The following is a 24,610-nucleotide window of genomic DNA, read 5'->3' as shown; positions in this document are numbered from 1 at the left end:
CCGCCCGGGAACCACTCCCGACCAGGCAGGACGGCGATCGTGCCGCACTACCGGTGAGGGGTGCTCAGTTCTTACCTTGCAGGTCGCCCGAACTTCATGCAGGTCGCCGGTTCCGTACATCTTGGTGCTCCAGGTTCAAGTCGTTCACTTTTGAAGCACGTGTCGCGGCGCCCAGCGCGCCGCGACAAGATCGGGGAGCACCACATGCGACATGCCGACTTCACCGTCCGCCGAGAACCGGCCGCCTGGCGCCACATCGCAGCCGTCTCGGTCGGCATCGGTCTGGGGCTCTTCCCGCTGGCACAGAGCGCGTCGGCCGCCCCGGGCGGGACGCCGCAGGCCCCGGCCTTCAGCGTGGACGGCGGTCGCTACGAGCAGGCGGTGTCCGTCGAGCTGCGGGCCAGGCAGGGCGAGACGATCCGGTACACCACCGACGGCAGCATTCCCACCAAGAGCAGCCCGACCTTCGCCGGCAAGCCCATCCGCATCACCGAGGACACGAATCTGACGGCACGCGCCTTCAAGGGCAACCAGCCCGGCGCCGTCAAGTCCGAGGGGTACCTCATTCGCGAGGGGGAGCAGCCGATCGCCCGCATGATGATCGTCTCGGACGTTCACATCGGCGACTACGAAGCCGATCGCCACCGCTGGTCGTCCTACTTCGACACCATCGCGTCGGTTCTGGGTACCCCGGACGCCATCCTCTCCAACGGCGACATGATCAACGACAACTGGGACGGCCGCGGCAAGGACCACCAGTTGACCGCCCGCATCTTCAAGGAGAACCTCGCGCGCAAGGGCATGAACGCCACCCAGGTGTTCATGTCGTACGGAAACCACGACGCGACCCTGGCCGAGCTCCGTGCGGGCTACCCCAAGGAGTGGTTCCCCGACTCCGGCGACGGGTACTACCGCACGGACATCAAGGGCATTCCGGTGATCACGGTCAACACCGAGAACTACTCCGCGGCCCAGGGCACCTGGCTGCGTGACCAACTCGGGCAGATCTCCGCGGACCCCGCCTACCGCGACCTGCCGATCATCGTCCAGGGGCACCGGCCGGCTCCGGGCACCGTGATGGACGGCCAGCAGACCAGCAACGCGCGCCTGACCGAGGATCTGTCGAAGTTCCCGCGCGCCGTCTACTTCTCGGGCCATTCGCACCTGAACGTGGACGACCCGCGCTCGATCCACCAGAAGAACTTCACCGCGGTCAACGACGGCAGCTCGTCCTACATCGAGATCGACCACGGATACCAGATGCTCGACGCGGAAGGGCAGCTGGCCAACCGCTTCGAGACCCCCACCGCCCAGGGGCTGGCCGTCGAGGTCTACCGGGGCCGTACCGTCGTCAACCGCGTCAACCTCAACGCCGACCTCCACGACATCTACACCGGCGGGAAGTGGTCGGCGAACTGGAAGCCCCCGTTCCAGAGCGACGGGACGCTGGCCGGCAGGTCCTGGGAGATCAGGACGGCCGGCGCCGACGCCCAGGTCGTGCAGAACTTCACCTACACCGACGCCAACCGCAACCGCACGGCCCCGGCCTGGACGTCCCCGCGCCCGCTGACGGCCCAGACCGGCAAGGACGGCCGGCTCGCGCTGCGCATCGAACAGGCCCAGGACGACGAGCTGGTGTACCACTACAAGGTGCGCGTCACCCGCGCCGACAACGGCGCCGAGGTGCTCACCACCAAGGTCGCCAACCGCTTCGACGTGGTGCCCGCCGCCGCCTCCATGGACATCCCGCTGCCGGTCCAGCGCGACGGCGCCAGGTACCGCGCGGAGGTCGTCGCGGTCGACGCGCAGGGCAACCAGTCGCCTGTCGCCGCGGACGTGCTGAAGTAGCACCTTGCCCCCGTCATCGACCGGACCCGGTCGATGACGGGGCCTCCGTGGAAAGCCTGACGGCCTGCCGCTCCAGCGCGGGCGTCTCCATCGCCCGGCGCAGGTAACGGGGACCCGGGACCGGCGGATTCCCCATCGTGGGCTTCCATGTGCGTACCAGCCTCAGGGCTGGACCGTTCCGTTTCACCCTCGACCAGGCCGGATTGGGGATCACGACCGGGATCCCGGGCCTTCGGGCGAGGATGGGCCCGCGCGGCAACGTTGTCCGCATGGGACGCGGCGCGATCTCCTACCGCACCACCGCGCCCGGCCGTGACGTGGTCATGCACGACGTCGTCAGCCTGATCCCGGCGCAGCCGAGCGACGTCGTGCAACAGTTGCAGAGGGCCGCAGGACGTCGGCCGTACTGGCCGTTCGCCCTGGCCGCCCTGCTCCTCGCGGGGCTGGTGACCGGACGCTTCGGCCTGGTCGTTCTCGCCGTCGGGCTGCCTGGCGTGCTCTGGGTGGCGTTGCGCGACCGGGCGGCTCGTGCGGTGGTCGTCATGTACGACGTGACCGACGAGGCCGCCCGGCGCTTCGATCACCTCGTCAACGCGATCACCGGCCTCCAGCAGGCCCACGGGTTCTGGCTGATCACCGCGTCCGGCGCGGTCACCAGCACCTACCAGTTCAAGGTGAACGCCGGCGCCTCCAGTCTGCTGCGCCGGCTGAACGCCTCGGCCCGGCTGACGGGCCCGCGGATCCTGGTCACCAACGTCGCCGTCCCGACCCTGACCGCGGGCAGCCTGTCGGTGCACTTCCTCCCCGACCGGATCCTGTTCCGGGACGGCCGCCACGTCGCCGACCTGGCCTACCAGCACCTCCAGGTCGCCATGGAGCACGCGCGCTTCATCGAAGCAGGCCCGGTGCCCCGAGACGGCACGGTCGTGGACTCCACCTGGCGCTACGTCAACGTCAACGGCGGCCCCGACCGCCGGTTCAACAACAATGTCCGCCTGCCCGTCCTGCTGTACGGCAGGCTGCTGCTCCGCAGCCACAGCGGTCTCAACCTCGTCTGGGACGCCTCCCAGGTCCCGCTCGTCCACGCGGTGGCGAACGCCCTCCACCAGTGCACCGCCGCCCGTCCGCCCATCTTCCATCCCTGACGGCCTCCGCCGGGCCATCCGGACACAGGAGAGCGCCTGAGCTGGAGTGCATAGACTTGTCCTCATGTTCGACGACAAAACGCAGGAGACCCTGCGGCGCCTGCTGGACCTCGCCGAACACCCCTCCACCCCGGACACCGAGCGGGCGCTGGCATTCGTCCGGATCCGCGCCCTGGTGGCGGTGCCGGCCGACGACACCCGCCGCAGGGCGCCCGTGGCCGGCATGGACGCCCAGCTGCTCACCAAGCTCAAACCGCTCCAGCGGCACGTGGACGAGGACCTGGTCGACGACGTGCACGGCGACCTGCACTCCTTCGGCATCCGCTACCGGCTGGTCTCGGAGGTCGCCGGCGAGCTGGCCCACATCCTCGACCTGCGCTCCCGCCTCGCCCCCGACAAACGACACCGCCACGACGACGGCGTACGCCAGACGGCCGCCAGGCTGACCTATCTCCTGGAGCGCTCCGACGGCTTCCGCACCTCCCGCTGGCGCACCAAGCGCGGCTGACCCGCCCGACCCGGTTTCCGCATGCCGGCAGCGACCCCCTCGGAGGAGCGGATGACCAGCATGGGGCGCGCCGACGGGGTTCTGACGCTCTGGACTGCCAGGTTCTCCGGTCGTAGGGGCGACGTCGCGATCGCGGCGGTCACCACCGCCGCCACCCTCGGTCCGCTGCTGGTGCCGAGTCCGAAGGCGTGGTGGATCGTCGCCCTGGGCGCGCTCGCCTCCGCGCCCGTCTACTGGCGCAGGCGCGCGCCCATGGCCGTGGCGCTGCTCGTCGGGGCCGCGATGACCGTCATGGTCTTGTGGGAGAAGCCGTTCCTCCCGTTCGGGCCCCTGGTCGCCGTCCACACCATCGCCGACCTCAGTCCCATGTGGAAGCGCCTGGCCGCGATCCCGGCGATCGCCGTCATCGTCGGCTTCTCCCTGGCCCTGCCCGGGGAGGACAGCGAGATCTTCCGCCTGATCGGCACCGCCTTCGTGGCCGCCTACGCGCTGGGCACCAGCGCCCGCGCGAACCGGTCACGTGCCGCGGAACTGGCCGAACGGGCCCGTCGCCGCGAACAGCAGCACATCGCCGCGGTGGCGGAGGAACGAGCGCGGATCGCTCGTGACATGCACGACATCATCACGCACGCCGTCGGGCTGATGGTCGTCCAGGCCGAGGCCGGGCCCGTGGTCGTACGGAGCGACGCGCCCAGGGCCGAGGCCGTCTTCGACGCGATCGCCGACACCGGCAGGGGAGCGCTCACCGAGCTGCGCGGCCTGCTCACCGCGCTGCGCGCGTCGGACGGCCCGGCGGGGGAGGACCTCGGGACCGCCCAGCCGAGCCTGGACGGACTCGCCTCACTGGCCGACCGCAGCGGCCTGGACGTGGTCATGACCGTGGAGGGCGAGCGGCGGCGGACATCGGGCAGCCTGGAAGCCGCCGTCTACCGGATCGTCCAGGAAGCCCTCACCAACGTGCGCAAACACGCCGGGGTGCGCAACGTACGGCTGTACCTGCGCTGGACCGCGCGGGAACTGGTGGTCGAGATCGCCGACGAGGGCGGCGGGCCACGTCGCGACGGGGGCGGCTACGGCCTGACCGGCATGCGGGAACGGGCGACCGCCTACGGCGGGACGCTCACCGTGGGACCGGGACAGGACGGGGGATTCCTCGTCAGAGCCGTCTTTCCGCTTGAATAGCGCGCATGCTGCGCGTGCTCATCGCCGACGACCAGGATCTCTTCCGCGCCGGGTTCGGGCTGATCCTCGGCGCCCAGCCGGACATGCTGGTGGTGGGCGAGGCGGCGGACGGCGACGAGGCGATCGCGCTGGCCGGGCGGCTGCGTCCGGACGTGGTCCTGATGGACGTGCGGATGCCGGGCAGGAACGGCATCGAGGCCACCAGGGAGATCTGCGCGACCACCACCGCCAAGGTGCTCGTCCTGACCATGTTCGACCTGGACGAGTACGTCTACGACGCCGTCCGCGCGGGCGCCAGCGGCTTCCTGCTCAAGGACATCCGCCGCGACGAGCTGGCGCACGCGGTGCGCACGGTGGCCGCCGGTGACGCGTTGCTGGCCCCCGCCGCCACCCGCAGGCTGCTGGAGGACCTGGTCAGAAGGCCGGCTCACGGCCCGATGCCGCGGCTGGCGGGACGGCTGGCGGCGCTCACCGAGCGGGAGCGCGAAACGCTGAGACTGGTCGCCCGCGGACTGTCCAACGCCGAGATCGCCGCCGCGCTCGTGGTCACCGAGCACACGGTCAAGACGCACGTCAGCCGCATCCTGACCAAGCTGGACCTGCGGGACCGGGTGCAGGCGGCGGTGTTCGCCTACGAATGCGGCCTCGTGGTCGCCGGTGAGAGTGACATCGGAGATCACACTCACGACTGACGCGCCACCAGGGCGGCCGCGAGCAGCATCGTCATCATGAAACGTGTCCTGATCGCGCTCGCCGCGGCCCTCGCCTCGGCCGTCCTGCTGCACTTCGGCACCGGCCCGCACCCCGTGGCCTGGCTGACGTGGCTCGCCCCCTTGCCCGTGCTGCTCGCCGCCCCCCGTGTGGGGAGAGGCTCGGCCTTCGCGGCGGGCGCCCTCGCCTGGCTCGCCGGGCAGCTGCAGTGGTGGCCGTACTTCACCGGGACGCTTGAGACGCCCGTCCCGGTGGCGGCCGGCCTGCTCGCCGGGCCGGCGCTGCTGTACGGCCTCGGCGTGCTGCTGCACCGTTCGCTGCTGGCCAGGCGGCGGACGCTGTCGGCCGTGCTCGCCGTACCGGCGTCGTGGGTCGGCGTCGAATACCTGATGGCGCTGGCCGGACCGCACGGCGCCTGGTGGAGCCTGGCCTATACGCAGGCCGACGTGTTACCCGTCCTGCAGACGGCCTCCGTCACCGGCGTCTGGGGGATCACCTTCCTGCTCCTGCTCGTGCCCGCCGCCGTGGCCGCGCTTCTCGCGCCGGACGCGCCCCGCCGGCTCTCCGTCGCGGTGACCGCGGGCACGATGGTGGCGCTGGCCCTGGCGTACGGCTTCGCGCGGCTCGGCACCGGCCAGGACGGCGGGCAGCGCCGCGAGGTCGCGCTGATCTCCACCGACGACCCGAGCGACACCGTGGCACTGGACTCCCCGCAGGGGCGCGACCTGCTCCGGCGCTACCGCCGGGCCGTCGACGCGGCCGCCGCCCGCGGTGCCGAGATCGCGGTGCTGCCGGAGAAGACGTTCGACGCCGCCACCGCCCGCCTGCCGCTGGCCAGGCCGGGAGTGACGGTCGTCGCCGGCGTCGCGCTCGGCGGCGGCGCCACGCGGACCAACAGCGCGCTGGCCTACCCGTCCGGGGCCCGCTACGACAAACACCACATGATTCCCGGGCTGGAGTCGGAGTTCACGCCCGGACGCGCGCTGACCCTGCTCGGCCCGACCGCGACGGGCCTGATCGTCTGCAAGGACCTGGACTTCCCCTGGCTGGTACGGCAGTACCGCCAGGCCGGCGCGACGACGCTGCTCGCCCCCGCCTGGGACTTCGACGACGACGCCTGGCTGCACAGCCGCATGGCGGTGGTCCGCGGGGTGGAGAGCGGGTTGTCGGTGGCGCGCGCGGCCCGCCAGGGCCTGCTCACGGTGAGCGACACCCGGGGACGGGTGCTGGCCGAAGGCCGCAGCGGCAGGCCCGGCGTGACCACGGTGTTCGCGGCGCTGCCGCAGCAGGGCGCCTCCACCGTCTACGCCGGCCTGGGCGACTGGGCGGCTTGGTGCTCGGTCGCGATGCTGCTCATCGCCCTCGCCGGGCTCCGCATCGGCCGCTCCGCTGCCCGTACGGTCCGGCCGTCTACGGGTGGGCCGGCTCCCGGTGCGCCAGTCCGGGCGGCCACGGGTATCTGACCTTGAAGATGGACAGGAAGATCAGGATCTCGACGCCGCGCACGCCTGGGATCGTGCGAATCCGGCCGGTCACCAGCCGGTGGAGGTGCTCCTCGTCCAGATAGCCGACCTCCGCCATCAGGTCGAATCCGCCCGCGGTGGCCATCAGCCACTCGACCTCGTCCACCCGCGCGATCGCCGCCGCGATGGCGTCCAGGTCGCCCGCGCAGTGCAGCCCGACGGCGGCGCGGCGCAGCGGCCCGGCCGTTCTCGGATTGACGATGGCCGCGACCTTGATGACGCCTGTGTCGATGAGGCGGGCCACCCGCTGCCTGGTCGGCGCGAGAGTGAGCCCGACCGCCTCGGCGATGCGGCCATAGGTGCGCCGGCCGTCCTGCTGCAGCTCGGCGATGATCCGCCGGTCGATCTCGTCGAGCGGAACCTCCTCCCCGTCGCCGGTCAGCACCGGCAGGACCGGGGGGCACCGCCGGGCGGCGGTCGTCTCGTCCGGTATCCGCCTGCCTGATCCGGGCGGCCAGGAGTACGCGGCCTTGAACAGGTTGAGGTAGAGGAGGGTCTCGACGTCGTGGACCCCGGGGATCACCCGGATCCGGTCGGTGAGCAGGCTGTACAGGTGCTGCTCGTCCACGCACCGCAGCTCGGCGATCAGGTCGTAGCGGCCCGCGGTGGCGACCAGCCAGTCGACCTCGTCCACTCCTGCGATCGCCGCGGCGATCGTGTCCAGGTCGCCCTCGCAGCGCAGGCCGACCGCGACCCGGAGGCGGCAGCCGAAGGCGGCGGGGTTGGTGATGGCCACGATCTCGATCAGGTTGGACCTGGTCAGACGGGCCACGCGTTGCCGGGTCGGGGCCTCGGTGAGCCCGACCGCCGCGGCGATGCGGCCGTAGGTGCGACGGCCGTCCTGTTGCAGCTCGGCGATGATCCGCCGGTCGATCTCGTCCAGCACGGGCCGATCTCGTGGTTCGCGGCTGCCGGGTGGTGCATCGGTCACCCCGCAATCGAAGCATGGAGGCGACTCGCACACCACATCGCTCGCGGGGACGGATCTTGTAGCGGAAATATCTTGCTCTGGCGGATTCTTGTTTCATAAGTAGTTGCTTCTTCGGTGTGTGCCAACTATTTTCACCACCATGAGCGAATCCTACGATGCCGCGGCGGTGGCGCTGTCGGACGGCATGCTCCGCCGGGAGTCCGGCCGGCTGCTGATCGAGGAGGTGCCGGTGGACGTCCTGGTCGAGAGGTTCCCGGCGCCGCTGTTCGTGGTCTCCGAGTCCGCGTTGCGTCGGCGGGTCCGCCGCATCCGCGCCGCCTTCGAGCGGGTCTGGCGTCATGGCGAGGTGCTGGTGCTGCCGGCGGTCAAGGCCAACCCCGTGCTCGCGCTGCAACGGGTGCTCGCACAGGAGGGATGTGGCGCCGACCTGGTCGGAGCCGGTGAGCTGGAGGTCGCGGTCAGGGCCGGCGTCCACCCCGGCCGGATCTCGCTCAACGGCACCGCCAAGGACCGCGCCACGATCGAGCGCGCCGTGGCGCTCGGCGTCCGCGTCACCGTCGACGACGTACGGGAGATCGAGCTCGCGGTGATGGCGGCCCGCGCCCTCGGCAAGCAGGCCGACCTGCGGGTGCGGCTGCGGCCCCACTTCGAGACCGACGCCCGCATGGATTCCTTCGGCATGCCGATCAACGACATCTACGGCACCTACAAGTCGGGCCTGCCCTACGACGACCTGGCCGAGGCCGGCCGCGCCTTGACCGCCCCTGAGCTGCGGGTCAGCGGCGTGATGATGCACATGGGCCGCTACACCACCGACCTGTCCGTCATCGGCGGGTACAGCAGGCGGTTCGGTGAGCTGACCGCCGAGGTGTCGGAACTGTGGGGCGGCTGGACGCCGCGCACCATAGACGTCGGCGGCGGATTCGCGCCGCCGGTCGACGGGTTCGGCCGGGCGAATCCGGACTTCGTCGCACCGGACCCGCCGTCGATCGAACGCCATGCCGAGGTCGTCTGCGAGAACCTGGGCAAGGGCCTGGCGTCCGGCGGCCTCGACCTCGAAGGCTGCGTCCTGGAGGTCGAGCCCGGCCGCGCGCTGTTCGGGCCCTGCGGCATCCACGTGGCGACCCTGCTCAACGTGAAGCGGCAGACCCGGCCCTTCCCCTTCACCTGGTACGAGACGGACACCACGCAACTGTTCCTGTCGGAGATCCCCGACGAGGCCGCTCGCCCGCCGGTGATCCCCGTGCACCTTCCCGAGACGGGCGACCGCGCCGAGGTCCGCGTCGTCGGCCGCTCCTGCATGTCGGACGTGCTCGCCCGCACCGCCACGCTGCCCGCCATGCGCCCCGGCGACCTGCTGGCCTTCTGCTTCACCGGCGCCTACAACGACGCGAACGCCAGCAACCTCAACCTGCTGCCCAGACCGGCCACGGTGCTGGTGAACGGCACACACGCCCACCTGGTACGGCGGGCCGAGACCATCGACGACCTACTGGCCCGCGACACCCTCCCCGACCACCTCCGCCACCCCGCGACAGGAGCCGCCCGATGAACGCCACCCCCACCCTCGACCACGCGGGACTCACCTGCGCCGACCTGTCCGCCTCCCTCACCTTCTACCGCGACCTGCTCGGCATGCCCCTGCTCGAAACGGGCGAGGCGCAGGGCCGCGCCGCGGGCATCGAGGGCGCCTGGCTCGCCTATGCCATGCTCGACGCCGGCCGTGGCCAGATGATCGAGCTGCTGGAGTACCGCGAAGCCGGCACCACCTCGACCGCGCCGCCGGTCAACAGCCCCGGGGGCGGGCACGTCGCCCTGGGCGTCCAGGACCTCGACCTCGTGCTCGCCCGCCTCGCAGAGGCCGGCTTCCATCCGCTCACCGCGACGCCGGTCACCATGTCCGCCCCCGAACTGGGCCGCTGGGACGGCGCAAGGCTGGTGTACGTACTCGACCCCGACCGCCATGTCGTCGAACTGGTCCAGTTCGCCGCGTAGCGCTCCGCTTGGGTCGTTGGTCACCTCCTTGTGGAAGCGCACAGGCAGCAGCGGTCGAAGGAGAACGGCTGGTCGCCGGCCTCTTGCCAGATGCTCATCCTGTTCCTGTGCCAGGCGCTGGGAACGATCAACCGGAGAAGGGCGAGCGCGACCACCTCCTCTGCTCCTGCCTTGAACAGGGTGTACGCAGCGCAAGCGTAGGACCTATGGTGAGAACCGCCTCGTATGTATCGGATCTCCAGTTGTCGCCGGGCATTGGAGCGTCGTTCCGAACGGGAGCGGCTGCGTACGCCGCCGAGGAAGGCGGGCCTCTCCCTGAAGCGTGGACACCTTGGCTACCGGATGATGCAGATCCGGAGACAAGGAGTTCCACTAGGCACTGAAGTCATACCCGCCGGAGTTCAAGGCGGACGCCGTCGCGTTGCACCTCACATGCCGTCCGCGCTCCACCGTCCGGCGGAGCGGCTGAGGACGGGGAGGACCTGCGAGCCCGTCCAGCGTGACGGCATGACAAGCCGGAACCCGCCGCCCTTGGCCAGGCGGCGGGTACGGGTCGGCTGCGGGGGTCAGCGCAGGGGGAAGGCGCGGGTGGTGGTCTGTTCGACCTTGTTGCCTCCGGTGTCCCAGGCTTCGGCCTTGAGGGTGACGGCCCTCTTGGTGTCGGCGAGGGCGGGGTAGGTGAGCGTGGTGGTGTAGACGCCGGTGCGTACCCTGCGGACCTTGGCGTCCTTCCAGGTCTGGCCGTCGTCGGTGCTGTAGGCCAGCTTCAGCCCCGCGACCGCAGGCATGCGCTCGGCCGACGGGGAATGGGTCACGTCGATCTGGAACGTGTGCCGCCCACCGGCGCGTACGGTGTTGTCCAGGGCCTGGGTGTCACCCAGGTCGTACCCGACGAACACCAGCGGTTGCGGGTTGCACGAGCCGGACGTTCCCATGATCGGGTGGCAGTCGGTCGTCGGCGGGACGGTGTCCTTGTCGCGGGCCTTGGAGCGGAAGGTCCAGACGTTGGCGTTGCCCGAGCCGCTCTGTTCGAGCCGGTAGACGCCTTCCTCCTTGGGCAGCGTGAACATCGGGACCGCCGCGCCTGCGATGCGCGGGAGCTCCTTGCCGTCCCTGGACAGCTTCACGTCGGCGTTGTAGAGCCCGCCGGGCCCGGCCAGCCGCCCGTCGCCGGTCACGTACGTGTAGGCGGGCAGGAACGTGTCGCCGAGCCGGCACATCGCGCACAACACCTTGTTCAGGACGCCGGGGACCTCCGGGATCACCATGCCGCCCGGGGTGGCCGGACCGGTGCCCCAGCGCATGGTGGCCCTGCCGGGCTTCTCGATCGTCGTGTCCAGCCCCCAGGGCCTGGTGCTGGTGCCGATGACGCTCCCCTTGCGCAGGGTGTCCGCGCCCGACACGCTGAAGTACTCGATCCGCCTGGAGGGGGCGGCGAAGTGGAAGGCCGTCGCGAATGACACCCGCTGCAACGGCTTGAGGCTGTGCCAGATCTCCATCTGGCTGTCGAGGCTCGTCGGCGCGTGGAACGAGGTGTCCACGGCCCGCAGCCGGCCGTCGGCGAAGCGGTAGACGGGCTCGGGGACCCTGCCGTCCTCGTAGTCCTGGAGCTGGTAGGTGTAGTCGACGCTCGGGTTGTTGGTGATCTCCAGCGTCACCGGGCCGTCCGCGAGCCGGGCGCGGAGCTTGTCGCCGACGGCCTTGAAGACCTGGATCACCGGCAGTTCCGGCTTCTCGTCCCGGCTGGGCCAGGTGGGGATCGAGCAGCCGGGGGACACGACGTTGGCGAACAGCACGATCCCGGCGGCGCCCGCGGCCTTCAGCGCCCGCACCCGATCGAGGTCGGTGAGGCATGTGTCACTGGGGTCGATCGTCATCAGCGCTAGCTTGCCGCGCAGGTCACCCTGCGGGTTCGCGCCGCCGCCGACGTACGCGAGGTCGTAGCGGTGGGTGCCGGCCGGGAACGGCATCTCCCAGCCGAGGTCGAAGCCCAGCCCACCGTCGAAGTACTCATAGGTTCTGGCGTCGATCGCGTACCGCTGCGGGGCCACGGCGCGTACGGCCAGTTGCGGGTTGGCGGCCGTGGCGCTCATCGAGAACAGCAGCTTGCCCTTGGTGACCTTCTTGGTGGGGCTGATGTACCAGTCGTTCATGCCGAGAGCCCCCATGTTCCCGGAGGTTATGGGGGTGCCGTCCCAGGCCGTGCGCACGAGGGAGAAGCTGCCTCGGGCGTGCCGCCAGTCGATCGGCTTGGGCGTCGTGAAGCGCAGCAGTTCGGCTTCGCGGGCGTCGAGGGTGATCTCGGCGCCCTTCTCCGGCACGACCACCTCGGGGTCGTACAGCTGGGCGACCGGGGCCGGCCCGCTGTCGACCGTGTTGTGCTGGATGCCGGCCTGGACGCTGTAGGTGCCCGGTTCGAGCATGTAGCGGTAGACGCCGTCGGCGACGAACGTGCCCTGGGCGGGGCTGTAGCTGTCGACGACGTCGACCGCGCTCGCGGCCACCCAGGTCAACATCGGCGACGGCGGGTTGCCGTACCTGTCGACGAGGTGCACGGTCAGCGGCACCATCTTGGGCCCTCGGCGCAGCCCCACCGGGGTCGTGACGCGCGTGCCGGACGGCCCCGTGGCCACCACGGCGCCGGTGTGGCCGCCCTTGGGCAGGCCGCCCGGGTGCAGGGTGACGGTGACGGACGCGGTGCCGCCCGCCGGGACGGTCACCGACGGGGCGCTCAGCGTCAGCGTGTCCTTGTTCTCGCCCAGGGTGGCGGCGAGGGTCAGCGTCACCTCGGCAGTGCCGTCGTTGGCGTAGGTGAGCGTCTTGTCCGCGGTGTCGTTCACGTCGACCGGGACGATGCCGTAGTCCAGGTTCGGCGTGGTGGAGGTGACGGCCTGGGAGACGGCCCTGGCCACGTCGACGCGACCGGCGCCCTGCTCGTAGGCGGAGAATCCAGCGTCCTTGGCGGTCGACATCAGCGCCGCCTTGAGCCGCTGACCGTCCCAGGACGGATGCTGCTGGGCCAGCAGCGCGGCCGCGCCCGCGACGTGCGGGGTCGCCATGGAAGTGCCGTTCAGGCTGCTGTACAGGTCGTCGACCGGGCTGCCCAGGGACGTGCCGGCGGCGCGGGCGGCGACGATGCCCACGCCCGGGGCGGCGATGTCCGGCTTGAGCGCTCCGTCGACGGCCCTCGGACCGCGGCTGGAGAAGCTCGCGAGCTGGTCGGACTTGTCGGTGGCGGCGACCGTCAGCGCGGACGCGGCGGCGCCGGGCGCGCCGATCGTCTCCTTGCCGGGCCCGTCGTTGCCCGCGGCGATCACGAACAGCGCGCCCGTCGAGGCGCTCAGGTCGTTGACGGACTGGGACAGCGGGTCGGTGCCGTCGGTGGGATCGCCGCCGAGACTCATCGAGACGATCTTCGCCTTCTCCTCGGTGGCGGCCCACTCCATGCCGGCGATGATGTCGGAGATGCTGCCCGAGCCCGAGTCGGCCAGCACCTTGCCGATGACGAGCCTGGCGCCGGGGGCGACGCCCTTGCGTGAACCGTCCGAGCCCGCGCCGGAGCCCGCCACGGTCGCGGCGACGTGGGTGCCGTGGCCGTGGTGGTCGGTCACCTCCTGGCCCTCGACGAAGCTGCGGCTGCCGGCGATGCGGCCGGCCAGGTCGGGGTGGGTGGCGTCGACGCCGGTGTCCAGCACGGCGACCGTCGTGCCCGAGCCATCGAAGCCGGCCTTCCACGCCTCGGGGGCGCCGATCAGCGGCACGCTCTCGGCCAGGTCCGCCTTGACCTTGGCGTCCAGCCAGACCTTGCCGACACCGCCGGCCAGCTTCGTCCTGCCGGTGGCCGAGTCGCGCAGGGTGGCCCAGAAGTCGTCCGCCTTCGCCTTGTCGACCGTGAGCGCGGCGCCGTGGATGCTCGGCAGCGACCGGGTGGCGGTGCTGTCGGGCAGGGCGCGGGCGGTGCTCTTCTGGGTGCCCGGGTACTGGACGATCAGCGGCAGGCGGTCGGCGGTGCCGTCGGCGTAGCCGTTCTCGGCCAGGTAGCGGACGTCGAACAGCTTGCGGTCCAGGACGCCCGCGTCGAGGGCGGGCTGGGCGTCGTCCGGGATCACGAAGATCCCCTCCGGGCCGGCCTCGCTGCGGAACAACGGGGTGTGACCGTCGGGGCGGCGGACGGCCTCGGGGGTCGCGGTGTAGCGTCCGTCGCCGTCCCTGGTGAGGCGGACGGTGTCGCCGGTGATCAGGGTGAGGTTCCATTCGCCGCCGGCGGCGCCGGGGAGCGCGACGACGCCTGGGCCGCCCTCATCAGGCGCGGCGAGGGCCGTCGCCGGGGTGAGCAGGCCCGCGGCCAGTGCCGCTACGGCGGCGCCCGCTAACACGCGCGGCCACGGCCGCCTTCTGGTGGTTGGCATCGGGGGTTCTGCCTCTCTCCTCATGCGTCGACCCAGCCCTCTTCGAGTTCGGCCTCGGGTTCGGCCTCGGGCTCGGGTGTGTCCTGCTCGTCCGTCGGATCGGGCTCTTCGGGCATGCGCCCAGCTTCACAGGAGCGACAGAGGGCTACCTATGGGGCAAACACCCCAATAGTCAGGCGTCGAGTCGGTGCGCCAGCCCGGCTCGGGAGCGCAGGCCCAGCTTGCGCATGGCCGACCCCAGGTGCTTGTCCACGGTCTTGGCCGACAGGAACAGCTCCTTGGCGATCTCCTTGTTGGTCAGCCCGGTGGCGGCCAGCCTGGCCACCGCGTCCTCCCTGGGGGAGAGTGCGGACCCGTAACCGCGCGGGCCGCCGCGGTGCCGGGCGGGCACGGGCAGGCCCCAGCGCCTGCTCAGCCGGCCGGCCCGGTCGAGGTCCCAGGCGGCGCCGAGCCCGCCGTACGCGTGCAGGGCGGCCTCCAGCATCGCCGCGCCCCGCTCGTCACCGGCGGTGAGCAGGCGTCCGGCCGCGTGCTCGCGCGCCTGCGCCGCCTCGTACGTCGCCCCCAGCCGGTCGTACGACGCCGCCGCGTCCACGAAGCGCGCTGCGTCGGCGGACAGGAAGCCCCACGCATGGCCGAGCGCGGCCCGCGCGAACGGCGCGTCCAGCGCGGCGAGCTCGCCTTCGAGACGTGACACCAGCTCACCGGCCTCCTCGGCCTTGCCCAGCCCCACCAGGGCTTCGACCAGCGCCGGAACCGCGCGGACACCCACCGGCCACAGCCCCTTGGCCGCCCACAGCGAGAACGCCTCGCCGGTACGCGCCACCGCCTCCCCGGCCCCGTCCTGCGCGACGGCCAGCCGCAGCAGGGCGCTCACCGGCAGCGCGAGCACGTCGGCCGCGCCCGCCTCCAGGTTCGCCCGCACCAGGTCGCCGAGAAGCGCGGCGTCGGCGCGCCCGCGCGCAAGGGCCAGGCAGCCGGCCACGGTGTCCGCCGTGAGGCGGTAACTCCGCAGGTCGGCGAAGCGGACCCGCAACGCTTCCAGCTCGTCCTCCACGCCGTCCCACGAACCCCGGCAGTACGCCAGCGTCGCCAGGTTCAACCGGCACCTGGACTCGATCAGGCCGGTGACATCGTGCTCGGCCGCCTCGGCCAGCGCGGCGTCCAGCAGACGGTGCGCGGTGTCGTGCTGCCCGGCCAGGCAGGCGACCTCTCCGACGGATTCGTAGGCCACCACCTCCCACCGGTTGGTCGGACGGCCGCCGGTCCGCGCCACGACCTGCGCGGTCAGGCTCGCCCCGCGCGGGTCGCCGACGAGGGTCAGCACCATGGCGACCTTGCCGAGCACGGAGATGCGCCGCTCGGGCTCCGCGATCTCGGGCAGCCGTTCGAGCGCCAGGTCGAGCCAGCGCAGGTGCTCGGCGAGCGGGACACCAGGGGTTCTCGGCATGCCCAGGCCCACCATCGCGTACGCGGCCAGCACCGGGCGGTCGGCGAGATCGGCGACCGCCTCGATCATGGCCCCGCGGGTGAGCTCCGGCGCGGCGCCCCCGGCCTCCAGCTTCAGCCCGATGAGGTAGTTCAGCTCGCCGCGCACCGGTCCGGGCGGCTGGCGGGCGGCGGCGGGGCGCAGCAGGCCGATGAGCTCGTCGGCGCCCAGCGCGTAACCGCCCGCCCAGCCCAGTTTCGCCGCCAGCCTGCCCTCGCGTTCCGGGTCGAGGGGCGCGTGCCGCAGGACCGCCTCCAGCAGGCGTTCGGCCTCCGCGTCGTTGGCGAGGGCCACGGCCTGGTCGGCCGCCTTCTCCGCGGCGTCCACCCACGCGTCGTGCCGGCCGGCGTGACGGTGGTGGTGGGCGATCTGGCCGAGCGGCGTGGGATTCTGCCGCGCCACCGCCTTGGCCGCGCGGACGTGCAGGTCCTGGCGTCTGGACAGCGGGATGCTCCCGTACACCGCCTGGACTGCCAGCGCGTGCCTGAACCCCGCCGTGCCGCCCCGCTCGACGAACAGGCCGCGGTCGAGCAACTCGTCCAGGCCCCCGTGGGCGTCCTGCTCCGGCACGCGGCAGGTGGCCACGAGCTCCCGCACCGGCACGGCCACCTGCAGCACCGCCGCGGCCTCCGCCACCGCCTGCCCGTTCGCGCTCAGGCCGCGCACCCGCTCCAGCACCGAGTCACGAACCCCGGCCGGTACGCCGAGCTCGTCGAGCGTCTTGCGCGCCCACCTGGTGCCGCGCTGGACCAGGACGCCGCGGGCGCGCAGCAGCGCGACCAGCTCCTGGATGGCGTACGGCAGGCCGGATGTCCGCTCGCACAGATAGGCGGCGAACTCGTCCGACACCTGCGCGGTGCCCAGGATCGATGCCGTCAGCTCGTTCGTCCGCGCGGCGTCCAGCGGGGCCAGGGCGAGGTGGGCGTGGGCGAGCTCCGGCCGCAGCCGTGCGGTGAGCGCCCGCAGGCCGGGACCGGCCTCCTCAGCACGGAAGGTGAGCACGAGGCCAAGTCCGGGCGGCGGGTCGCTGAGCAGGTAGCCGAGGAACTCGATCGTCTGCTCGTCGGCCCAGTGCAGGTCTTCCAGCACCAGGACGACCTGGCCGAGCGCGGCGAGCAGTTCCGCGAGCCCGCGGAACACGCGGTGCCGCAGCCCGGCGGGGTCGTCGAGCGGGCCGGGTGCGGCCGGCAGGACGGCGGCAAGTTCGGGCAGCAGCGGGTGCAGAGCACCAGTCACCGGCGACAGGCCCACCGCGGGAAGCTTCCCAGCGGCGCCGCGCAGTGCCTCGATGACGGGACCGAGCGGGAACGGCTCACGGATCTGCGCGCATCCGCCGACGAGCGGGGGCCGGTCGCGCAGCTCGACGGCGGCCGCCAGCTCGCCGACCAGCCGCGTCTTTCCGATGCCCGCCTCGCCCTCGATCATGACGACAGCCGGGGGACGCCTCACCGCCGCCAGTAACCGCCGCAGCTCCGTGTCCCGGCCAACGAGAATCGGCGAGATCACGCGCTCCGCGGCCACATCGGCATCGTCCATAATCGAGCAATTGAAGCGCCGACTACGTGAAATGTCACGTCTTGTCGCAGGCCCGGGTAGCCCAGACCGGGATGGGTCAGTGACAGGCCGCGGCGCTGACGCGGGTGGCCGCCGTCCTCCAGCGCGCCCAGCGCGCCCAGTGCGCCCAGTGCGCCAGGTCGGTGAGGTAGAACAGGTTCGGCCGGTAGCCGGTGGCCGGCAGCACCGCATCGACGCGCTCGCGCCCGCCATCGGGCGAGACAGCGTGATCGCCGTCCAGGCGTGCGAACATCGCCCGGCGCGTTCGGCGGCCCTCGCGCAGCGCCCGGCGGTAGCCGCCGTCATCGAGCACCGGCGAGGCGGGCGGAGCTTCGGCGTGGGCAGGCGGCAGCTGGTCGAACCCGGTCACACGAAACCAGAAGTGCAGGTCACGGCGGCCACTCCCGATCCGCCTGCGGCCGCGGGCGGGAGGCGCACACCGGCCACGTCCGCCGTCTCCAGCCCCAACGCCCCGGTGAAGTAGGCGGTGCCAGTGAAGGTCGCCTTGTTGAAGACGGCGTGGTCGGTGAAGGTCGCCCTGTCGAGCCGGGCGCCGCCGGTGAAGAAGGATCGCCCGGGTGTTCAGCCGGCCGTGCGGAACTCGAAGAGCCGCGCAGCCTGGGAGGCGGTGAGGTGTTGCGTGCGTCCGGGAACGTCCTGCACCGATGACACGCCCTCTGCGTAAAGCTGGCCAGGGCTGGCGTGCATGGCCATGAGCGCGGCGTATCGGGAGACGTCGGCCGCCGGTAGGGCCTTCCGCCGTTCCTGGTTCTGCTCCAGCAGGACCTCCTCGGGCTGGGTGAAGCGCAGTGCGGTGACCGGCATCTGAAACCTGTTGGCGATGGCGAGCAGCCTGGCGCGCGCGTGATGGAGCACGTTGGTTGACTCGGCGATCACGGTGCGGCCCGTCGAAAGTCGCGCCGTGACTCGGCGATCTCGTTCCTGGAAGATCTGGGGGTCGGCTGATTCACGGTCGACAGGAGTGTTGAGGTAGTGCTCGGCGATGGTGTCGCTGGACACGACGGCCTCGGGATCGATCTTTCCTTGATCGATCAGCGCCCGGCAGAAAGAGCTCTTGCCCGAGGCCGGCGGCCCGACCAGCAGCACGAGCCCAACAGGGATCCAGACTCGTTCGGGTTGTCCGCCGTCGCCGTCGCGGATCTCACGCTCGAAAATCATGGTCAGACGATAGACCTCCGCCTTGCACTGTGACTTCATGGTTTGTCGGCCAGGCACCTGGTGTCATGGCAGCCTCTCGCCGTGCGGATGATCACGGGAGTGAGTAGCGGACTGGCACGTCTCTCAGCACTGACGGCCCAGCGGGGTGGCGTTCGGTTCAGGCGGCTCCAACTGCGTGCGAAGTTCCTGGTTCTCCAGGCGGCCCGGCGCCGGGATCGGCCGGGGAACCGGTCGCGGCCGCGGTCGAGCGCTTCCTGGGCTCCTGCGGGCCGCCACCACGCGCCGCAACTACGCCCGCACCAGTCCGCCTCCCTGCCCAGCTCACGCCGCACCGCAACAGAGCGCCGCCCTGGCTGACGAGACCGCCTGACCGGCTGTCCGCAAGGCGCACAGGGTGTGCGCCGCCCGCGTTGCCGCCGTCGATCAGTCACTGCCGACAGGCAACTGACCAACACCCCAGCCAGCGCCCGGTCCGGCTACTCGTCTTCCCAGGTCTTCGCGATCGATCTGGTCCCAAAGCCCCGTCCGCGCTGGGCGCGATCAAGGAGGCGGAGCGCCGTCGCCGCGAAGCCGTCGTGCTGTCGGATCGCTGACGAGACCGGAGCTCCGGCCAGTTCTTTAAAAAATCCGGGAGGCGGTGTCGGATCGGGGCGGTGGTGTTCGTAGCAGGGGCGAAGGCACCCACAAGGGGCATCGCACGACAAAGGAACCGCAACATGAAGCTGACGACCATGACTCAGGTCACCCTCGATGGCGTGATGCAGGGAAACGGCGCCGCGTCGGATGACCGCAGGAACGGATTCGAGCGCGGCGGCTGGGCCCGGGGGAAGGGCGACGATGAGACCAGGACGTTCATCACGCAGACCTACCAGCGCGCCGAGGCGTTCCTGTTCGGCCGGCACACCTACGAGCTGTTCGCCGGCTCCTGGGGATCCATCGAGCAGATGCGCGCACATCCCATCGGCGTGGCCTTGAACGAGGCCCCCAAGTACGTTGCCTCGACCACGCTCACCACCCCGCGTTGGCAGGACACGACCGTGCTGCGCGGTGACCTCGCGGCGGCCATCAGTGAGCTGAAGGCCAAGCCCGGGGGTGAGCTGCAGGTGCACGGCAGTGGCATCCTGGTCCAGTGGCTGCTGGAGAACGACCTGGTCGACGAGATGACTCTGATCACCATCCCGGTGGTCGTCGGCCAGGGCGCGCGGCTGTTCCCCGACGCGGGCCCGGATCTTGCGCTCGACCTGGTCGAATCGCGGGCCGACTCCAAGGGTGTGTCGATCCAGGTCTACCGGCCGGCTGGGCGCCCGCAGTATGAGCCGACGGCTTGAAGTCCCTGACCAGCGCACCACGCTGATTTGGCACCACGGGAGTTGATCTTCAGATGCGGTACCTGGTTTCCGTGATCGACGACAGAGACAATCCCGATGACACGGACAGGCGGCCTGCCATCAGTGCGTTCAACGAACGACTGATCGCCGAGGGCTACTGGGTCTTCTCGGGCGGACTCGCGGACACCAGCGCGGCCACGGTCATCGACAACCGGGGCGAGCAGGCGATGTTCGGCGACGGGCCTTTCGTGGAGTCGAAGGAGTACCTCGCCGGCATCTGGGTGTGGGAGGCCCCCGATCTGGATGTGGCGCTCAAGCTCGCCGCCGAGGCGTCGAAGGTCTGCGACCGGAAGATCGAGGTGCGGCCGTTCCTTTGACCGACGTCCGGGAAGTGATCACCCAGGCCCACCACGACGAGTGGGCGCGGGTGATCACCTCCCTGACCAGGCGTTTCGGTGACCTCGACATCGCCGAGGTTGAACCTGGAACTTGCAGGTCAAGGCGGCGATGGGATGAGGTCGGCGTCGGCGGGGGCATGCGCAGCCCGCCGGCACATGTGCTAGATTGAGATCAGTTGCAGTTGTGGTACCCATAAAGACTTGTGTGCACCTGACGGTATGTAGCCTCAGGTGCATTTTTTGTTCTCCGGTCATTTCCGGGTGTGTGGTCCTATCGCGGCGACGCGGAATCCGTTCGATGCGGATTTCGGCTTTGCACCCATCGAAGGAGATCAACATGGCTTCTGGCACCGTGAAGTGGTTCAACGCGGAAAAGGGCTTCGGCTTCATCGAGCAGGACGGCGGCGGCGCCGACGTCTTCGCGCACTACTCCAACATCGTCGCCAACGGCGGCTACCGTGAGCTGCGCGAGGGCCAGAAGGTGGCCTTCGACGTCACGCAGGGCCAGAAGGGCCCGCAGGCCGAGAACATCGTTCCCGCCTGACACTGCGCACCACGTAGCCGGGGCCCGCGCCGCAGGGCGCGGTCCCCGGCGCGTTGCTTTTGTGGCATCCATCGTGCCGTGATGACCTCACAACCCGAGAAGCACAGCATGTCTGTTCTTCCGCCGCACACCGGATGCACCACCGATGGCTCCGGTTCGGGCATAGGCCCGCTCCAGTCCCAGGGCGCCGCATCACAGCCGCGTTCTTCCCGGCGAAAGCCGACCATTTCGACGTACGAGCCCAGGCTGTTTCCGCCGGCTCGACTCGTCTTTCTTCGGCTCGTGCTAGCTGTTCTTGTGCCGCTCATCGCGCCGAGGATCCTGACACGTGCCGCATCGAGGAAGGTTCTGCATGAACCACGCAACTCGCGAGCACGATCGCAACTCTTCGCCCCGTACGGGCGGCTCCGCCCGAAGCAGGGGCGGCCGATTCAGCTCTCCGGCTCAGGGCCGTTCAGGCGCCTCCAACCGGTCCGGCAACGGGCGGCGTCCCGCCGCGCTCCAGAGAGAGTTCGCGCTGCCGGTCACCGTAACCCCGGCCCTGCCGGCAGCCGCGACATTCGCTGAGCTGAGCATGCCGCCCGCACTGCTCAAGGTGCTCAGCGGCCTGGGCGTGAACGAACCGTTCCCCATCCAGGCGGCCACGCTGCCGAACTCCCTGGCCGGCCGGGACGTCCTGGGACGGGGGCGCACCGGGTCGGGCAAGACACTCGCCTTCGGCCTGGCCCTGCTCGTCCGCACCTCCGGACAGCGGGCACAATCGCGGCGACCGCTCGCCCTGATCCTCGTCCCCACCAGGGAACTGGCCCAGCAGGTCACCGATGCGCTCACGCCGTACGCCCAAGCACTGAAGCTGCGGCTGGCCACGGTCGTCGGCGGCATGTCGATCAGCCGCCAGGCCCATGCGCTGCGCAACGGTGCCGAGGTCGTCATCGCGACCCCGGGACGGCTCAGAGATCTCATCGAGCGCGGCGACTGCAGCCTGGACCAGGTCGGCATCACCGTGCTGGATGAGGCCGACCAGATGGCCGACATGGGCTTCATGCCGCAGATCACCCACCTGCTCGACCAGGTGCGCCCAGATGGCCAGCGGATGCTGTTCTCCGCCACTTTGGACCGCAACGTCGATCTGCTGGTCCGCCGCTATCTGAGCGACCCGGTGGTCCATTCGGTCGACCCCTCGGCGGGCGCGGTCACCACGATGGAGCACCACGTGCTGCACATCCAGGGCGCCGACAAGCAGGCCACCACCGTGGAGATCGCTGCTCGCGACGGTCGGGTGATCATGTTCCTGGACACCAAGCACGCTGTGGACCGGCTCACCGAACAGTTGCTGAACAGCGGAGTGCGCGCCGCCGCGCTGCACGGAGGCAAGTCCCAGCCCCAGCGCACTCGCACCCTCGCCGAGTTCAAGAGCGGCCACGTCACGGCGCTGGTGGCGACCAACGTCGCGGCCCGCGGCATCCACGTCGACGACCTGGACCTCGTCGTCAACGTCGACCCGCCGAGCGACCACAAGGACTACCTGCACCGCGGCGGCCGCACCGCCCGCGCCGGCGAGTCCGGCAGCGTCGTCACCCTGGTGCTGCCCAATCAGCGCCGTGACATGACCCGCTTGATGGCCGACGCCGGTATCGTCCCGCAGACCAGCGAGGTCCGTTCGGGCGAGGCCGAGCTGAGGCGTATCACGGGCGCCCAGGCTCCCTCAGGCATCCCCGTGACCATCACAGCACCGGTTGTCAGTCGCCGGTCGGGACGGAACGGCAGACGATTCCGGTAGCAGCGGATGGGGACTCGCCCAAGGCCAGGCAGGCAAGGCTTTTGGGCTGTTGGCAAGAGTGCTGAAGAGATCGGCCGGGCGGTGTGGATACCCGGCCGATCTTGCGGATGAGTTGGCTGCCGGCCCAGCGAGACAGTTGCCGCTACATGGTGTCGAGGGTGACATCGCGGAGGTGGCGGGCGATGCCCCGGGCTGGTCAGGGGCGGTTGGGGTCATGGTGGAGCAGGGCCAGGACCTGTTGTTGTCTGCGGTGCTCGGCCGGGGCGATGACGACCGGCTCAAGGCCGAGAAAGATCGAGGCTAGGAGATCTACCTGATCTTCGTTGGACGTAGTTGTCGCCGTCATCTCTGCGCCTGCCGAAAATTACATCGGCCGAGGTCATGACCATGTGAGGCCTTCGCATGGCGGCGCGAACTCAGGGCCACCCGGGGGACAGAAACGCGTGCGGCAGGATGATCAGTCGTGCTCCTTCGCCTGGCCTACCCCACCGTCACGAACACGTTCGCCGCGCTGCGGTTGCTGCCCCTGAGCGATCGGGACAAGGACGTGGAGATACTCCCGTCCTGCGCCACCAGATCACCGTCCTCCAACGCCATATCGGCGCCGACACCAGAGTGAAATTCGCACCCGAGGACCGGGCCTTTCTCGCCGCGCACCTGACCTCACTGCCGCGTGAGGTTCTGCGCCGGCTGCGGCTTGTCGTCCGTCCGGACACCGTCCTGCGCTGGCACCGCGACCTGATGAGACGGCGCGTCGGCCCGTACCTGCCAGCCGGGCCGACGTGGGCGCCGACCCACGATCCGGTCCATCCGCGCTCTCATCCTGCGCCTGGTTCGGGAGAACCCCGGCTGGGGCTATCGGCGGGTACATGGTGAGCTCGCCACACTCGGCATCAAGGTCGCGCCGTCCACAGTCTGGGAGATCTTCAAGCAAGAAGGCATTCATCCAGCAACCCCGGCGGGCATCCACCACTTGGGCCGACTTCCTGCGCTCCCAAGCCCACGCTCTGCTCGCCTGCGATTTCATCGAGACCGTCACCTTGAACGGGCAACGCCAGTACATCCTAGCCGTCATCGAGCACGCCAGCAGGCGCGTTCGCGTACTGGGCACCACCACCGCTCACCCGACCGCCGACTTCCTGATCCAGACGATCAGGAACCTAGTGATGGACCCGGAAGACGCAGGCTGCCGAGCACGCTTTCTGATTCGAGACAGGGATGGGAAGTTCCCCACCCTCATGGACGGAATCCTCGCCGACGTGGGCATCCAGACCGTACTCACCGGCATCCGGATGCCGCGCATGAATTCCATCATGGAGCGGTGGGTGCAGTCTTGCCGCCGTGAACTCCTCGACCGCTGCCTCCTGTGGAACGAACACCACCTGCGGCACGCTCTTCGCGAGTACGAAGTGTTCTACAACCGGCACCGCGCCCACCAAGCCCTGGGCCAAGCGGCTCCGCAATGCACCGTCCCTGACCTGATCACGGATCCCGAGCGGATTGTGGAACCTGAGCATACGCCGACGAGACCGGCTCGGCGGCATCCTCCACGAATACTCACATGCCGCTTGACCTGCACGGATGGAATTATCGGCAGGCGCAGTGGACGCCCTCACACACCTACGCCTTCCTCGCCCAGGCGGCCACCCACCGGCTGTCCGCGCTGTATCGGTTGATCGCCCTGCGTGGGCTGCGCCGGGGTGAGGCGGTCGGGCTGCGCTGGAAGGACGTCGACCTGGCCGCCGGGACGGCCGGGGTGCATTGGCAGATCACCCAGCTGGGCTGGGAGCCGGTGCAGGGCAGGCCGAAGACCGAGGCCAGCGACCGCACCATCGCGTTGGATGAGGACACCGTCACCGCGCTGCGCGCGCACCGCAAACGGCAGGCAGCCGAGCGGTTGATCGCGGGCGAGGCCTGGGCGGACAGCGGGTTCGTCTTCACTGACGAGATCGGGCTGCCGCTGCATCCGCAGCAGGTCAGCGACCAGTTCTCCAGTTGGCCTTCCAGGTGGGGCTGCCGCCGGTGCGGTTGCACGATCTCCGCCATGGCGCGGCCTCGCTGATGCTGGCGGCCGGGGTCGATCTGA

20 protein-coding genes are annotated in these 24,610 nt (G+C 70.5%); 15 read left to right on the top strand and 5 right to left on the bottom strand.

The window, feature by feature from the left end; translation table 11 throughout:
• Positions 1 to 204: 204 nt before the first annotated feature.
• From AB0C33_RS40800 to AB0C33_RS40775, 6 genes are all read left to right on the top strand, one after another.
• Positions 205 to 1,848: a chitobiase/beta-hexosaminidase C-terminal domain-containing protein gene (locus tag AB0C33_RS40800; RefSeq protein ID WP_358298161.1), complete on the top strand. Its 1,644-nt coding sequence runs from the start codon at positions 205 to 207 to the stop codon at positions 1,846 to 1,848.
• Positions 1,849 to 2,117: 269 nt separating this feature from the next.
• Entirely contained in the window at positions 2,118 to 2,993 is an 876-nt protein-coding gene (locus AB0C33_RS40795; protein ID WP_358298159.1) for a hypothetical protein, read from the top strand.
• 64 nt (positions 2,994 to 3,057) lie between these two features.
• The gene (locus AB0C33_RS40790) at positions 3,058 to 3,501 is read left to right on the top strand and encodes a hypothetical protein (RefSeq protein WP_358298157.1); all 444 of its coding nucleotides are present in this window, start codon (positions 3,058 to 3,060) and stop codon (positions 3,499 to 3,501) included.
• Positions 3,502 to 3,552: 51 nt separating this feature from the next.
• Positions 3,553 to 4,683, top strand: a complete 1,131-nt coding sequence (locus tag AB0C33_RS40785; protein WP_358298156.1) for a histidine kinase — start codon at positions 3,553 to 3,555, stop codon at positions 4,681 to 4,683.
• A 5-nt stretch (positions 4,684 to 4,688) separates the two neighbouring features.
• Positions 4,689 to 5,375: a response regulator transcription factor gene (locus AB0C33_RS40780; RefSeq protein WP_358298154.1), complete on the top strand. Its 687-nt coding sequence runs from the start codon at positions 4,689 to 4,691 to the stop codon at positions 5,373 to 5,375.
• Positions 5,376 to 5,411: 36 nt separating this feature from the next.
• Positions 5,412 to 6,857 carry a hypothetical protein gene (locus AB0C33_RS40775; RefSeq protein ID WP_358298153.1) on the top strand — a complete coding sequence of 482 codons (1,446 nt, stop codon included), beginning with the start codon at positions 5,412 to 5,414 and terminating at the stop codon, positions 6,855 to 6,857.
• On the opposite strand, the gene AB0C33_RS40770 is transcribed toward AB0C33_RS40775, so the two are convergent.
• The gene (locus AB0C33_RS40770; protein ID WP_358298151.1) at positions 6,805 to 7,848 is read right to left on the bottom strand and encodes an Lrp/AsnC family transcriptional regulator; all 1,044 of its coding nucleotides are present in this window, start codon (positions 7,846 to 7,848) and stop codon (positions 6,805 to 6,807) included. The genes AB0C33_RS40775 and AB0C33_RS40770 overlap by 53 nt on opposite strands.
• A 139-nt stretch (positions 7,849 to 7,987) precedes the next feature.
• On the opposite strand from AB0C33_RS40770, the gene AB0C33_RS40765 reads away from it, so the two are divergent.
• Both AB0C33_RS40765 and AB0C33_RS40760 read left to right on the top strand, forming a co-directional pair.
• On the top strand, positions 7,988 to 9,400 hold the full coding sequence (locus AB0C33_RS40765) for an alanine racemase (RefSeq protein WP_358298149.1): 1,413 nt from the start codon (positions 7,988 to 7,990) through the stop codon (positions 9,398 to 9,400).
• Entirely contained in the window at positions 9,397 to 9,843 is a 447-nt protein-coding gene (locus tag AB0C33_RS40760) for a VOC family protein (RefSeq protein WP_358298147.1), read from the top strand. The genes AB0C33_RS40765 and AB0C33_RS40760 overlap by 4 nt, the downstream gene beginning before the upstream one ends.
• A 566-nt stretch (positions 9,844 to 10,409) precedes the next feature.
• Here the strand turns inward: AB0C33_RS40760 and AB0C33_RS40755 are convergent.
• The 4 genes from AB0C33_RS40755 to AB0C33_RS40740 form a co-directional block, all read right to left on the bottom strand.
• Entirely contained in the window at positions 10,410 to 14,252 is a 3,843-nt protein-coding gene (locus AB0C33_RS40755) for a S8 family serine peptidase (protein WP_358298145.1), read from the bottom strand.
• A 172-nt stretch (positions 14,253 to 14,424) separates the two neighbouring features.
• Positions 14,425 to 17,277 (bottom strand): AAA family ATPase, encoded by a 2,853-nt coding sequence (locus tag AB0C33_RS40750; protein ID WP_358298143.1) that lies wholly within the window; start codon positions 17,275 to 17,277, stop codon positions 14,425 to 14,427.
• A 76-nt stretch (positions 17,278 to 17,353) separates the two neighbouring features.
• Positions 17,354 to 17,665, bottom strand: a complete 312-nt coding sequence (locus tag AB0C33_RS40745) for a hypothetical protein (protein ID WP_358298141.1) — start codon at positions 17,663 to 17,665, stop codon at positions 17,354 to 17,356.
• A 212-nt stretch (positions 17,666 to 17,877) separates the two neighbouring features.
• Complete coding sequence (locus tag AB0C33_RS40740; RefSeq protein ID WP_358298139.1) at positions 17,878 to 18,474, bottom strand: ATP-binding protein; 597 nt, start codon at positions 18,472 to 18,474, stop codon at positions 17,878 to 17,880.
• A 716-nt stretch (positions 18,475 to 19,190) separates the two neighbouring features.
• Between AB0C33_RS40740 and AB0C33_RS40735 the strand changes: the two genes are divergently transcribed.
• From AB0C33_RS40735 to AB0C33_RS40705, 7 genes are all read left to right on the top strand, one after another.
• Positions 19,191 to 19,802, top strand: coding sequence for a dihydrofolate reductase family protein (locus AB0C33_RS40735; protein WP_358298137.1), 612 nt, complete (start codon positions 19,191 to 19,193; stop codon positions 19,800 to 19,802).
• A 53-nt stretch (positions 19,803 to 19,855) separates the two neighbouring features.
• On the top strand, positions 19,856 to 20,179 hold the full coding sequence (locus AB0C33_RS40730) for a YciI family protein (protein ID WP_358298135.1): 324 nt from the start codon (positions 19,856 to 19,858) through the stop codon (positions 20,177 to 20,179).
• A 358-nt stretch (positions 20,180 to 20,537) separates the two neighbouring features.
• Positions 20,538 to 20,744: a cold-shock protein gene (locus tag AB0C33_RS40725; protein ID WP_020545593.1), complete on the top strand. Its 207-nt coding sequence runs from the start codon at positions 20,538 to 20,540 to the stop codon at positions 20,742 to 20,744.
• 574 nt (positions 20,745 to 21,318) lie between these two features.
• Positions 21,319 to 22,524: a DEAD/DEAH box helicase gene (locus AB0C33_RS40720; RefSeq protein WP_358298134.1), complete on the top strand. Its 1,206-nt coding sequence runs from the start codon at positions 21,319 to 21,321 to the stop codon at positions 22,522 to 22,524.
• A 463-nt stretch (positions 22,525 to 22,987) separates the two neighbouring features.
• Entirely contained in the window at positions 22,988 to 23,143 is a 156-nt protein-coding gene (locus tag AB0C33_RS40715) for a hypothetical protein (RefSeq protein ID WP_358298133.1), read from the top strand.
• Between the two features lie 250 nt (positions 23,144 to 23,393).
• Positions 23,394 to 24,200 carry an integrase core domain-containing protein gene (locus AB0C33_RS40710; protein ID WP_358298132.1) on the top strand — a complete coding sequence of 269 codons (807 nt, stop codon included), beginning with the start codon at positions 23,394 to 23,396 and terminating at the stop codon, positions 24,198 to 24,200.
• Positions 24,086 to 24,586: a tyrosine-type recombinase/integrase gene (locus AB0C33_RS40705; RefSeq protein ID WP_358298131.1), complete on the top strand. Its 501-nt coding sequence runs from the start codon at positions 24,086 to 24,088 to the stop codon at positions 24,584 to 24,586. The genes AB0C33_RS40710 and AB0C33_RS40705 overlap by 115 nt, the downstream gene beginning before the upstream one ends.
• The last annotated feature ends 24 nt before the right edge of the window (positions 24,587 to 24,610 follow it).

Origin of the sequence: Nonomuraea sp. NPDC048881, from assembly GCF_040649795.1 — a bacterium.
Lineage (GTDB): Bacteria > Actinomycetota > Actinomycetes > Streptosporangiales > Streptosporangiaceae > Nonomuraea.
The sequence above is the reverse complement of the archived record's forward strand: the minus strand, read 5'-3'. Positions and strand labels throughout refer to the sequence as shown.